10 protein-coding genes and 2 pseudogenes are annotated in these 11,508 nt (G+C 68.4%); 9 read left to right on the top strand and 3 right to left on the bottom strand.

What is annotated here, in order from left to right:
• The first annotated feature begins 20 nt into the window (after window positions 1–20).
• From IEZ19_RS41215 to IEZ19_RS41195, 5 genes and pseudogenes are all read left to right on the top strand, one after another.
• Entirely contained in the window at window positions 21–1,061 is a 1,041-nt protein-coding gene (locus IEZ19_RS41215; protein ID WP_189316521.1) for a 2,5-dihydroxypyridine 5,6-dioxygenase NicX family protein, read from the top strand.
• Window positions 1,062–1,107: 46 nt separating this feature from the next.
• The gene (locus IEZ19_RS41210; RefSeq protein WP_189316520.1) at window positions 1,108–2,367 is read left to right on the top strand and encodes a YlbE family protein; all 1,260 of its coding nucleotides are present in this window, start codon (window positions 1,108–1,110) and stop codon (window positions 2,365–2,367) included.
• A gap of 167 nt (window positions 2,368–2,534) precedes the next feature.
• A complete protein-coding gene (locus IEZ19_RS41205) occupies window positions 2,535–3,995 on the top strand; it encodes a purine-cytosine permease family protein (RefSeq protein ID WP_189316519.1) in 1,461 nt (486 codons plus the stop codon).
• A 144-nt stretch (window positions 3,996–4,139) separates the two neighbouring features.
• The gene (locus tag IEZ19_RS41200) at window positions 4,140–5,333 is read left to right on the top strand and encodes an NAD(P)-dependent malic enzyme (protein ID WP_308429067.1); all 1,194 of its coding nucleotides are present in this window, start codon (window positions 4,140–4,142) and stop codon (window positions 5,331–5,333) included.
• A gap of 83 nt (window positions 5,334–5,416) precedes the next feature.
• Window positions 5,417–5,652, top strand: a pseudogene (locus IEZ19_RS41195) (transposase); the annotation flags it as partial.
• A 241-nt stretch (window positions 5,653–5,893) separates the two neighbouring features.
• On the opposite strand, the gene IEZ19_RS41190 reads toward IEZ19_RS41195, so the two are convergent.
• Window positions 5,894–6,190, bottom strand: coding sequence for an FCD domain-containing protein (locus tag IEZ19_RS41190; RefSeq protein ID WP_189316518.1), 297 nt, complete (start codon window positions 6,188–6,190; stop codon window positions 5,894–5,896).
• A 33-nt stretch (window positions 6,191–6,223) separates the two neighbouring features.
• Here IEZ19_RS41190 and IEZ19_RS41185 point away from each other — a divergent pair, with 33 nt between their 5' ends.
• From IEZ19_RS41185 to IEZ19_RS41175, 3 genes are read left to right on the top strand one after another with little or no spacing between them, the layout of a single operon-like run.
• On the top strand, window positions 6,224–6,478 hold the full coding sequence (locus tag IEZ19_RS41185) for an aldehyde dehydrogenase family protein (RefSeq protein WP_229841427.1): 255 nt from the start codon (window positions 6,224–6,226) through the stop codon (window positions 6,476–6,478).
• The gene (locus IEZ19_RS41180) at window positions 6,478–7,200 is read left to right on the top strand and encodes an enoyl-CoA hydratase/isomerase family protein (RefSeq protein ID WP_189316516.1); all 723 of its coding nucleotides are present in this window, start codon (window positions 6,478–6,480) and stop codon (window positions 7,198–7,200) included. The genes IEZ19_RS41185 and IEZ19_RS41180 overlap by 1 nt, the downstream gene beginning before the upstream one ends.
• 39 nt (window positions 7,201–7,239) lie before the next feature.
• Window positions 7,240–8,631, top strand: a complete 1,392-nt coding sequence (locus IEZ19_RS41175) for an MFS transporter (RefSeq protein WP_189316515.1) — start codon at window positions 7,240–7,242, stop codon at window positions 8,629–8,631.
• Between the two features lie 305 nt (window positions 8,632–8,936).
• On the opposite strand, the gene IEZ19_RS41170 is transcribed toward IEZ19_RS41175, so the two are convergent.
• Window positions 8,937–9,737 (bottom strand): SDR family NAD(P)-dependent oxidoreductase, encoded by an 801-nt coding sequence (locus tag IEZ19_RS41170; RefSeq protein WP_189316514.1) that lies wholly within the window; start codon window positions 9,735–9,737, stop codon window positions 8,937–8,939.
• A 102-nt stretch (window positions 9,738–9,839) separates the two neighbouring features.
• On the opposite strand from IEZ19_RS41170, the pseudogene IEZ19_RS41165 reads away from it, so the two are divergent.
• A pseudogene (locus tag IEZ19_RS41165) lies at window positions 9,840–10,706 on the top strand (helix-turn-helix transcriptional regulator).
• A gap of 190 nt (window positions 10,707–10,896) precedes the next feature.
• Here IEZ19_RS41165 and IEZ19_RS41160 read toward each other — a convergent pair.
• Window positions 10,897–11,367: a VOC family protein gene (locus tag IEZ19_RS41160; protein ID WP_189316513.1), complete on the bottom strand. Its 471-nt coding sequence runs from the start codon at window positions 11,365–11,367 to the stop codon at window positions 10,897–10,899.
• Window positions 11,368–11,508: the final 141 nt, after the last annotated feature.

The following is an 11,508-nucleotide window of genomic DNA, read 5'->3' as shown; positions in this document are numbered from 1 at the left end:
CACCGAACAGGAGAGAAGCAGTGCCGAACTTCGCAGCAGCAGATCTTGTTGAGCTCTTCCGCCAGGAGCTGGAGCTCTGCAAGGTGACCGAGGGCGAGAAGCTCGTGATCCTCGCCGAACCTTCCAGCCGCAGTGAGTACGTCGAGGCCGCCTTCGCCGCCGGCCTGGCGCTCAAGGCGAACGTCATCCAGGCGGTGCTGCCCGGCGGCTCCCCAGTGCCGCTCCCCTCCTCGCGCACGGGCTCGGGCGCGGGCCTGACGTCGCTCGACAACAACCCCCTGGCGCTCTCGCTCCTGCAGGGCGCGGACATGGTCCTCGATCTCACCAACGAGGGGTTCATCCACACCGAGTCGCTGGGCAAGATCCTCCAGGCGCAGACGCGGATGCTCTTCGTCGCGGACCCGCCGGAGGTGCTCGCACGCAATCTGCCCAAGCCCGAGGACAAGGCCCGGGTCCAAGCCGGTGCCGCTCTCCTGCGCGCCGGCAAGGAACTCCACGTGACCTCGGCGCACGGAACCGATCTCGTCGCGGACCTCACCGAGGCGCACCCCGGCTTCCAGTGCGGCATCGCCGACGACCCGGGGCGGTGGGATCACTGGCCGAGCACGATGGTTCTGGGGTGGCCCAAGACCTCGTCCGGCCAGATCGTGATCGCCCCCGGCGACATCCTGCTCCCGTTCAAGACCTACGTCCGCGACGCGGTGACCCTCACGATCGAGGACGGCTACATCCGCGAGGTCACGGGCGCCGGCGCCGACGTGCGCATGCTGGAGATGTTCTTCGAGGACGCCGATGACGAAGAGGCTCGCTTCCTCTCGCACATGGGCTGGGGCTTGATGAAGAACGCCGACTGGTTCTCCATGGCGCTCTACGACCGGGAGTCGCTCATGGGCATGGACGCACGCGGGCTGGCAGGCAACTTCCTGTTCTCCACCGGGCCGCACCCCTTCATGAACCGTCACACCTACAACCACCTGGACATCCCCATGCGTGGATGCACCGTCGCTGTGGACGGGCGCAAGGTCGTGGACAACGGCGTCCTGCTCGAACTCGACCTCTGAGCGGCTCGCTGGGCCGCCCCATTCCACCCGGACTGATTGGACATCCATGCTGGAAGCAACTTCCGAGCAGCGCGCTCGGGCGAACCAGGCTGCTGTGGCGGCCATGCTCGCGGCCGAGCCGGTCATCGTCGACGTACTGTCGGCCCTGGACGCGCTCCCGGGGATGACCCCGAACACGATCCTCACCTCCGGGGCGCCGATGGCGTGGCCGGAGTACGAGGGCGGCCAGCGCCGCGCCATCCTCGGGGCTGCCATCTATGAGGGCCTTGCCGCAACCGTGGAGGAGGCCGACAAGCTCCTTCACGAGGGCAAGATCGTCGTCCGCGCCTGCCACGACTATGGCTGCGTCGGCTCGGTCACCGGTGTGACGTCGGCGTCGATGCCGGTATGGGTCGTCGAGGATCGCGTGTCGGGAAGCCGCGGTCACTGCCTGGTCTATGAAGGTGGCGACCGGGAGAGGCTGACCTACGGAGTCTGGAACGAGAAGGTCCACCAGCGCCTCATCTGGATCAGGGAAGTACTGGCCCCGCAACTTGCGGCAGCGGTGCGAGCAACAGGTGGTGTGCCGGTCAAACCGATCATCCGACGAGCACTCGGTATGGGAGACGACCTGCACAGCCGCAACACCGCGGCCACCGCAGTCCTGTTCCAACAGCTGTACGGTCCGATCCTCGACGCGAACGGGTTCAACCCGACCACACGCGAGGTCCTGGCGTTCCTCAGCCAGAACGAGCTCTTCTTCCTGCACGTCTCGATGGCCACGGGCAAGTGCATCGCGGACGTGGCCGCCGGCACGCCGCACAGCAGCATCGTGACCGCCATGACCCTGAACGAGAAGCAGTTCGCCATCCGCGTGGCAGGCGCAGGCGACCGATGGTTCCGCGCACCGATCCCGGTCCTGAACGCCAAGCTGTTCGACGGCATCGGCCCCGAGGACATCGCCTTCATGGGCGGCGAGAGCCTCATCACCGAGACCGTCGGCCTCGGAGGCCTGGCCGCCGCGGCCGCCTTCTCGCTCCAGGACTACAGCGGCGGAACTCCACAGGGGATGGTCGAGACCACCGAGGCCATGTACGGCATCACCCACACCGAACACCCACTGTGGAAGATCCCGTTCCTGAGCTTCCGAGGCGTCCCTTTCGGCATCGATGCGGAGCTTGTCGCCAAGACCGGTGTCACGCCCCGGATCCACATGGGCGCCGCTCTGCGTGAGGGCGGTCACGCCGGCGCAGGGCTGCTCATAGCACCCGAAGGGCCGTTCCAGGAAGCGATCGCAGTGCTCGGGAGCACCGTTTCCGCCCACTGAGCGCGGCGGCGCATGGTGCAGCCATACGCCGCCGCTTCCGTCCCATATGGTCGATGAATATCTGATGGCATCGATCTACGTACTCAATAGCATCTCGGGAACATCGCGACCTGGCTCGCGTGAATTCGATGAAGCGGTCGCAAGCGCGTCACCAGCTGGAGGAACCGGTGCCACAGGATCAGCTCAACAAGTCCGCAAACAGCGGCATCGACCATCACGGTGTCGAGTACGTTCCCGACGACGCCCGCTCCGTGCGCCCCCGCGACGTGATGGCCACGATGATCGGCGCGAACCTTCTCTTCGGCGTGATCGCGATCGGCTGGCTGCCGGTCACGTTCGGCCTGGACTGGTGGGGTTCGTTCAGCTCCATCCTGGTCGGCGTCGGGGTCGGGTCATTGCTCCTCGCCCCCATTGCCGCGATCGGACCCAGGACCGGCACCAACGCCCCGGTCGGCAGTGGCGCCTTCTTCGGTGTCATCGGCCGCATCGTCGGCACGCTGGTGGCGCTCTGCATCGCGGTCGGCTTCTACGCGCTTGCGGTGTGGTCGGGTGGCGAGGTCATCGTCCACGGACTGCACGCCCTCTTCGGGCTTCCCAACAACAAGGGCGTGCTCGCAGTCAGCTACGTCCTGATGGCTGCCGTCGCCACCTGGGCCGCGGTCTGGGGCTACGGCATGATCGCTCGACTGAACAAGTGGCTGATCCCCACCGCAGGCCTGCTGATCGTTATCGGGTTCTTCGTCTACGCCCACGACTTCCACACCGCAGCCCTGTCGAAGGACTACCTGCTCGGGGGCTTCTGGCCCACCTGGTCGCTGGCCACCTCGATCTCGACCGCAACGGCCGTCGGCTACGCGCCCTACATGAACGACGGCACCCGCCTGATCTCCCGTCGCTACAGCGGCCGCAGCGTTGGTGGTTTCAGCGCCCTCGGCGTCTTCATCGGCCTCATGCTCCCGCTGACCTTCGGCGCCTACACCTCGTACGCGATCCACTCGCTCGACGTCGACTATGTCGAGGGCCTTATCCGCGTCAGCCCCACCTGGTTCGTCGTACCGATCGTGCTGATCGGCTTCTTCGGCGGCCTCGGCCAGTCCGCAGTGTGCCTCTACGGCAGCGGACTCGATCTCTCCTCGATCGTGCGGCGGCTGCCCCGAGTCCTCATCACCTTCGTCGTGAGCGGTGTCGGCCTCGTGTTCATCTTCTTGGGCACCCTCGTCTGGGACATCGAACACTCCGTGTCGGCCTTCCTCACCGTGCTCTGCATCGTTGCCGCCGCCTGGATGGGCACCGTTCTCGCGGGTCACTTCCTGGTCCGCGGCGAGTACAACACGGCCGACCTGCAGGTCTTCAACGAAGGCCGCAGCGGCGGCCAGTACTGGTACTGGCGTGGCTGGAACCTCCGCGGAATTGCGGCCTTCATCATCGCCAGCTTCGTCGGCCTCATGCAGGCCAACAGCAGCATCTACGTCGGCCCCTGGAGCAACGTGGCCAACGGCGTCGACATCAGCTGGGCTTCCGCCCTGGTCATCGGAGCAGTTGTGTACGGCCTGCTGACGGTGCTCGTTCCCGGAAAGGCGCACGTTGCGCCCGCTGCCGAGATCGACAACACCGTGACGATCGGCTGACCCGCAAAGACGTCAACACACATCACATCCGGACCGACCCGCGTGAACGGCAGCGGCCGTTCACGCGGGTCGTCCCATGCCCGGGGCACTCCGCTCTCCCCGCTCTGAGTGGCAGCTGTACCACCGATCAAAGGACGCTTCATCATGACCGTTGTCGAGCCCCTGCCCGGTGTCGAGCACCACGCCGGCGACCCTGTCTTCGAGCTGCACCGCGGCGGGAAGATGTCGATCGCCGCGACGGCGTCGGTGTCCAACCGCGACGATCTCTCACTGGCCTACACGCCGGGCGTTGCCCGGGTGTGCAGCGCCATCCACGAGGACCCTGCGCTGGCCGCGCACTACACCTGGGTGCCGAACACGGTGGCGGTGGTGACCGACGGAACCGCGGTGCTGGGCCTAGGAGACATCGGGCCTGCCGTGGCGATGCCGGTGATGGAGGGCAAGGCGGTTCTCTTCAAGGAGTTCGGCGGCGTGGACGCCATTCCGATCTGCCTGGACACCACCGATGTCGACGAGATCGTCGAGACCGTGGTGCGAATGTCACCGAGCTTCGGTGGCATCAACCTGGAGGACATCGCCGCGCCGCGCTGCTTCGAGATCGAAGAGCGGCTCAAGGAACGCCTGAACATCCCGGTCTTCCATGACGATCAGCACGGCACTGCGGTCGTGACGCTGGCGGCGCTGATGAACGCGCTGAAGCTGACCGGCCGGGCGCCGGACACGGCCCGAGTGGTGATCTCGGGCGCGGGTGCCGCGGGCGTGGCGGTCGCCAAGATTCTGCTGGCGTACGGCATCGGTGATCTGTGCCTGCTGGACCGGACAGGGATCGTTTCGTCCTCGCGGGCCGACATCAGTGCGGAGTCGACGCCGTCGAAGAAGGCGATCGCTGAGCTGACCGCTGACAAGACGGGCCGCACGGGTGGCCTGGCCGAGGCGCTGGCCGGTGCCGATGTCTTCATCGGTGTCTCGGGTGGCACGGTGCCCGAGGAGATCGTGGCGACGATGGCACCTGAGGCGATCGTGTTCGCGATGGCGAACCCGAACCCGGAGATCCACCCCGAGGTGGCGCATCAGCACGCCCGGGTGGTCGCCACCGGCCGTTCGGACTTCCCGAACCAGATCAACAACGTGCTCGCCTTCCCCGGCATCTTCCGTGGCGCCTTCGATGCGCGCGCCAACACGATCACCGAGGAGATGAAGCTGGCCGCTGCCCGCGCACTGGCCGACCTGGTCGGCGAGGACTTGGCGGCCGACTACATCATCCCGGCACCGTTCGACCCGCGTGTCGGCCCTGCAGTCGCCGAAGCGGTCGAGGCCGCTGCTGACCTTCGGGACTGAGCTGCACGCTCTGAGGTGTGTGCGGTACGACGCGCGGCCCATGCGGTTGAGCGGCGAGGTTCGAACTGGAGCGGAACCCCCAGGATGCCGAGACCGGCAGACGTGTCGCGGTCCTGCCCGGCCGTGAGGCGGCGACGCTCGAGTCCTGGGTGCGGGAGAACGGCAGCGGTGTCGAGGTCGTGTGCCGGGACGGATCGGCTGCCTACGCCGAGGCCGTCCGCCGTCCCTGCCCGACGCGGTGCAGGTCAGCGAACGATGGCACCTCTGGCGCAACCTGTGCGACAAGGCCCTGGCCGAGGTCCGCACGCACGCCGACTGCACCGTCAGCTGTCCTTTTCGAGCACTTGACGGCAATTGGTGACCGTGAACCGGGTTGGCGTGTCGAAGCGTGCGATGACGCCGCAGCCATCGGCCAACGCGGCGCCCATGACGTGGGGAGCGTCTTCGGGGGCCGGTGCAGCCCCGGAACCGGCACTTCGGTGAGGAGTCTTTGGGACCAGGTGCTGCCGAAGGGCCAGGACGGCGGCTCCGGCAGGAGCCGCCGCACTCGCCCGGCGTACTCAGCTGCGGGCTCCCCCCGCTGCCCGGGCTGTGGCCGTCGCGGTGTGCGCTGTGCCCTGCGCGTGCTCGCGTGCCTGTGCTGCCTCGTGATCGATGAGATGGCGCAGGATGAACTCGTGTGACGTGGCGAGGTGGGTGCGGGTCAGTTCCGCCGTGGCGGCCGCGTCGCCGTCGCGTGCCGCGTCCAGGATCTGCCGGTGTTCGTGGTGCAGGTGATCGAGCTCGCCGAACACGCCGACGTGCAGGTACAGATAGCGGTCGGTCTGCCGACGCAGGTGTTCCACGAGGTCGATCATGCGGGGGCGGTCGGCGCAGGTGTAGATGAGCGAGTGGCGGTCTGGACCAGGGACGTGGCCCGGGCGCACCGTGTCGCGTCACGTCTGGAGACGGGCATGGTGTGGGTCAACGACCACCACCGGCTCGATCCGTCGTCCCCATGGGGCGGTGTCCGCGACAGCGGCATCGGCCGCGAGGGTGGCTGGGAGTCGTTCCACGACTTCACCCACGTACGCGCTATCACGGTGCGCACCGCCCCCGACGACGTCGACTGGTACGGCGGCACGGCGACGGAGCGGCTCAACTGATGGCCGCGCTGGAGATCTCCGTCCCCTCGGACGGTGTGCTCGACGTCCGGATCGACCGGGCGCCCGACAATCTGCTGACCGTCGAGATGTGCGCCGAGCTGACCCGTCTGCTCCTGAACCCGCCCGACGGCGCGCACGTGCTGCGCCTCAGCGCGGCCCGCCAGGTCTTCTGCCTCGGCAGGGAACGCGCGGCCGGCACGCCCGGCGAGCTGCGGGGCGAGACTCGGGTCCTGGTGGATCTGCAGCGGGCACTGCGCACCACTTCGCTGGTCACCGTCGCCGAGGTGCAGGGTGACGCGGCCGGATTCGGTGTGGGCCTGTTCGCCGCGTGCGACGTGGCCGTGGCCGACGCAAAGGCGCGGTTCTGGTTTCCGGAGGTGGGCATCAATCTGGCCCCCTCGCTGGTGCTGGCCTGGCTGCCGAGGGTGGTCGGCGAACGCCAGGCCTTCTGGCTCACCGCCACCGGCGAACGGATCACGGCCGCCCGTGCGGTGGAACTGGGCCTGCTCAACGCCGTGGCCGAGGGACCGCAGGAGCTGGCCGAGGAGGTCGGTGAACGGATCGCGACGCTGCGTACCCGCGATCACCGGGTCCACTCCGAGATCCGCGACATGCTGCACGCCACCCGATCGCTGGACGAGTTCCAGGCCCTCGAACTGAGCATCGACCGGCTCGTCGTGGGATCGCTGCGCCGCACTGAGGAAGCCACGCGGGGGAAGTAGCCGCCGCACGCCGCCCAGCCTTTGGCAAAGGAGCCAATGATGGCCGCACCCGCAAGCAGCGCCCGTCCATGGCGCGCGGAGATCTCCAGATACCAGTGGGCCGTCCTGTTCGCCACGACCCTCGGGTGGGCCCTGGACGGATTCGACTCCAGCCTCTTCACGCAGGTCGCCGGTCCCGCGACCACCGACCTGCTGAACCGCCCCTCGACCTTCCACGCCGGGCTCGTCGTCACTCTCTTCCTCGCCGGGTGGGCCGCCGGAGCGATCCTTTTCGGCGCGATCGCCGACTACATCGGCCGCGTCCGTGTCCTGATCATCGGCGTCCTCACCTACTCGGTCTTCACCGCGCTGGCCGTGTTCGTCACCGAGTACTGGCAGTTCGCGGTCGTGCGCTTCATCGCGGGCATCGGTTCCGGCGTGGAACTGCCCGTCGGCGCGGCACTCGTCGCCGAGGCGTGGAACAACCGTCACCGTGCCAGGGCCAGCGGAGTGATGATGTCCGGGCTCGCCATGGGCTCGCTGCTGTCGGCGCTCGTCTACTACTTCGTCGGCGGTCTCGGCTGGCGCCAGACCCTCGCGTTCGGGCTCGTGCCCGCCCTGCTCGCTCTGTTCATACGACGCCACATCCACGAGCCGACCACCACCGCCGAGGTCAGGGCCCGGCGTGCGGCACGTCGGCAGGAACGTGCGGCGGGTGCCACGAAGACGGTGGACGACCGGTTCGTGCTGCACCAGTTGTTCAGCCGGCCCCTCGTGGGGCACACCGTGGCCTGCACGGTGATCTGCTGCGGAGCCCTGTTCGCCTTCTGGGGCGTGACGACATGGACCCCGCAGATCATCCGCGACGTCGTCGCCGACCACGGCGTCGTCGGCGACGCCGCCGTACCGTACGTGTCCTGGGCGACCGCCGCCCTCAACTTCGGCGGCCTGCTCGGCTACGCCAGCTGGGGCTTCATCGCCGACCGCATCGGGCGCCGGCGCACCTATGTGATGAGCCTGTTGATCGGCATCGTCGGCATCCTCGCCCTCTACCCCTTCGCCCACAGCTACACCACCTATGTGTGCCTGCTCCCGGTCGTGGGATTCGGGGTCTTCGGCGTCTTGTCCGGCAACGCCGTCTTCTTCCCCGAACTGTTCGGACCGGCGGTCCGGGCCTCCGCCATGGCCGTCACCAACAGCATCGGCCGCTTCTTCACCGCAGCCGGCCCCCTCGTCGCCGGGACCATCGCCACCACGTGGTTCGGCGGCAGCCTGGCCGGCGCGACCACCGCGGTCTCCATGCTCATCGTCATCGCCTTCATCGGGCTGTGGTTCACCCCCGAAACCCACGGCCGCTTCCTCTACGGCGGCGCGCCCAGCCCTGTGGAGCGGACTTCTCCCCCGACCGACCGGATCACCGCCGCCAGGCAGCCCGAGGGAACCGGACCATGAGGCGAACCGCCGACCACGGGAACGTCAGATGCGTCACCCGAGCCACCCGTCTCTCCGCCAGTGGCCCCGGCCACGCGGACTCCTGAAGCGGGTGTCGCAGGTTCGAATCCTGCCGGGAGCACACGATGAATGGCCAGTTCAGAGGGTTGATCCCCGCGAACTGGCCCTTCGCTGTGATCACGGCCGTGCCACTCCCCTCCCGCTGTCTGGACTGGCACGGCCCCTGTCACGGAGGCCGCCACACAAGCCCCGGCACCGACCGCTGACAGTGGGGGCAGGCCCGCTTGGCCAGGTTCGAGGGGCGGTCAGGACAGGCGGGTGGCGGAAATCCCGCCGTCTACGCGGAGCGTGATGCCATGGACCATGGCTGCGTCGTCACTGACGACGTACAGGACGCCCTTGGCGATGTCGTCCGGCCGCACGACAACGCCTGCCGGTGTGGCGGCCGTCAGCGCGTCGAGCTCTGCGCGGGCCGCCTCGTTGCCGGGTGTGAGGGTCACCCCGGGCGCGACGGTGTTCACTCGCACGCCCCGCGCTCCGTACTCCGCGGCCCAGCTGCGGGTGAGCTGCTCGTCCGCAGCCTTGGTAGCGGTGTACATCGCCGCGTAGGGGCTGCCGACCCGGGCCATCCAGGAGCCGATATTGACGATGACGCCGCTGCCCTGCTCGGCCATGGCCGGCGCCATCGCCGCGACCAGGACGTGGGGGGCTCGGATGTTGAGGGACAGCATGGCGTCGAGGTCCGCGTCCGACAGGTCCTCGGTCCGCGTCGCCGGATAGATGCCCGCGTTGTTGACCAGGATGTCGACCCGTCCCCCGAGCACGTCGGTGGCCTGTGCCGCGAAGGCGCGCAGCTGCTCGTAGCTTCCTGCCAGGTCCGCCGGGACGAAGTCCGCGCTGCCACCGGCCTGCCGGATCTCCTCGACGACGCTCTTTCCGCGGGTTGCCTGCCGGCCGCTGACGACGACGTGTGCGCCTTCGCCGGCCAGTATGCGGGCTATCGACGCACCGATCCCGCTGGTCGAGCCGGTGATCACAGCGGTACGGCCGGACAGTCGCGCGCCGGCGGCTGCGGGAGTGCTGATGTTCGTGTGAAGGGAAGTCATGGATCCCTTTCTAGGGCGGCCCGCTGGTATCGGGCCAGGTCAGGACGAACCTGGGCATGCCAGGACCACCCAGGGGGCCGATGCGCCGCCTACCCTGGAGCCATGTCACGCGACCGCGCCGCGCTCGGGGTGTTCCTGCGCTCCCGGCGAGACCGCCTCACGCCCTCCCAGGCCGGCATCGAGGCATTCCCCGGGGCCCGACGGGTGCCGGGGCTGCGGCGGGAGGAGCTGGCCGTGCTGGCCGGTCTGAGCCCGGACTACTACAGCCGGCTCGAACAGGGACGCCAAGCCAACATCTCCACCGAAGTGCTCGACGCACTGGCCCGGGCACTGCGCCTGGACGAGGTCGAGCGCGCGCATCTGCGGGACCTTGCCGCGCCCACCACGCGGCACCGCGCCGCGACCTCGCACGCCCTCCAGCGCCCGGATCCCGGCCTTCTGCGACTGATGCACAACCTCGATCATGTCCCGGTGCTGCTCCTCGGCCACCGCGGGGAGGTCCTGGCCCGCAACGCCCTGCTCACGGAGGTGCTGGGCCGTCCGCTGGAACCGGGGTCATCGTTCGTCCGCTTCATGTTCCAGGATCCGGTCGCCCGTGAGCGGATCCTGAACTGGGCGGACTTCGCCTCGGCCACCGTCGCCACGATGCGCCGGGAGATCGCCCGCCGCCCCTAGGACAACCGGCTCACAGCGCTCGTCGACGAGTTGCGCACCACCGACCCCGACGTCGCCCGGTGGTGGGACGACCACGCCGTCCGCGACTACGCGTCCGTGACCAAACGCATCCAGCACCCTGCCGCCGGCCCGATGTCGTTCAATATCGAGATCGTCTGTGCGCCCCACGAGCCGGACCAGCGGCTCGTCGTCTACACGACCGAGCCCGACTCCCCCACCGCCCGCGTCCTGCCGCTCCTGGCCAGCTGGAACGCGGCCCCCGTCATACGGCCCGACACCCGCGCGGCTGGGTGAACCGCCCAGGTGTTCACGTGGCCGAACTCTCCGGATTCGAGATTGCTGCCAAGGGACCTCCAGCGGCCACCTGCGTCGTGGTCGTAGACAAGGCCTACGACCACGACTACCTGCCCGATGATTGTGCCGAAGCGGCTCGCTGCTGCCCGTACCGCACGACGACGGCGCACGTACGGAACGCGGCGGTGGGTCAGGCCGGGCCGTCGGCTTCCTGCGTGGAGGCAGCGAACGCCTCGGGGCCCTGCTCCGCCGCCGACGGGTCCATCCACATGACCTGCCAGCCGTGGCCGTCCAGGTCGAAGAAGCTGCGTGAGTACATGAAGCCGTAGTCCTCGGCGCCATCCGCCTCGGAGCCGCCCGCCGCGAGCGCAGCGGCGCTGACCGTATCGACCTCATCGCGGGATGACACGCTGAAGCAGTACAGCGCCAGCGTGTGCGTGGTGGGATCGGCCATCGGCAGTTTCGCGAACTCCGCGAACTTCTCGCGGCTGAGCAGCATGACGAAGGCGTGCTCGCCGACCAGCATGCAGGCGGCGGTCTCGTCGGTGAACATCGGGTTGAAGCTGAACCCGAGCTCAGCGAAGAACGCCTTGCTGCGCTCGAGGTCCGCTACGGGGATGTTCACGAACAGCATGCGGCCGGGGTATGCGGGATTGGTCATGGTGGGTCTCCAGTCGGTGGCTCAACGGCGTACGTCCTGGTAGACGGTCCCAGCCGGCGGAACTCATCGGTGGATCTCGGCTTAGGGCGCGTATTGAATCGTGATCAAGTGGTGGTCTGAGCGAGGTCTTTGATCCAGATC

Source organism: Streptomyces brasiliensis (genome assembly GCF_014647875.1).
Classification (GTDB): domain Bacteria; phylum Actinomycetota; class Actinomycetes; order Streptomycetales; family Streptomycetaceae; genus Streptomyces; species Streptomyces brasiliensis.
Note: the sequence above shows the minus strand (reverse complement) of the source record. Positions and strands in the feature narration are given on the sequence as shown.

Bases quoted from the DNA above. Each gene is read 5' to 3' on its own strand.
- IEZ19_RS41180 (WP_189316516.1), top strand. From the start codon at position 6,478: ATGGCCGCGCTGGAGATCTCCGTCCCCTCGGACGGTGTGCTCGACGTC.
- IEZ19_RS41190 (WP_189316518.1), bottom strand. From the start codon at position 6,190: ATGATCGACCTCGTGGAACACCTGCGTCGGCAGACCGACCGCTATCTG.
- IEZ19_RS41200 (WP_308429067.1), top strand. From the start codon at position 4,140: ATGACCGTTGTCGAGCCCCTGCCCGGTGTCGAGCACCACGCCGGCGAC.
- IEZ19_RS41175 (WP_189316515.1), top strand. From the start codon at position 7,240: ATGGCCGCACCCGCAAGCAGCGCCCGTCCATGGCGCGCGGAGATCTCC.
- IEZ19_RS41160 (WP_189316513.1), bottom strand. From the start codon at position 11,367: ATGACCAATCCCGCATACCCCGGCCGCATGCTGTTCGTGAACATCCCC.
- IEZ19_RS41170 (WP_189316514.1), bottom strand. From the start codon at position 9,737: ATGACTTCCCTTCACACGAACATCAGCACTCCCGCAGCCGCCGGCGCG.
- IEZ19_RS41210 (WP_189316520.1), top strand. From the start codon at position 1,108: ATGCTGGAAGCAACTTCCGAGCAGCGCGCTCGGGCGAACCAGGCTGCT.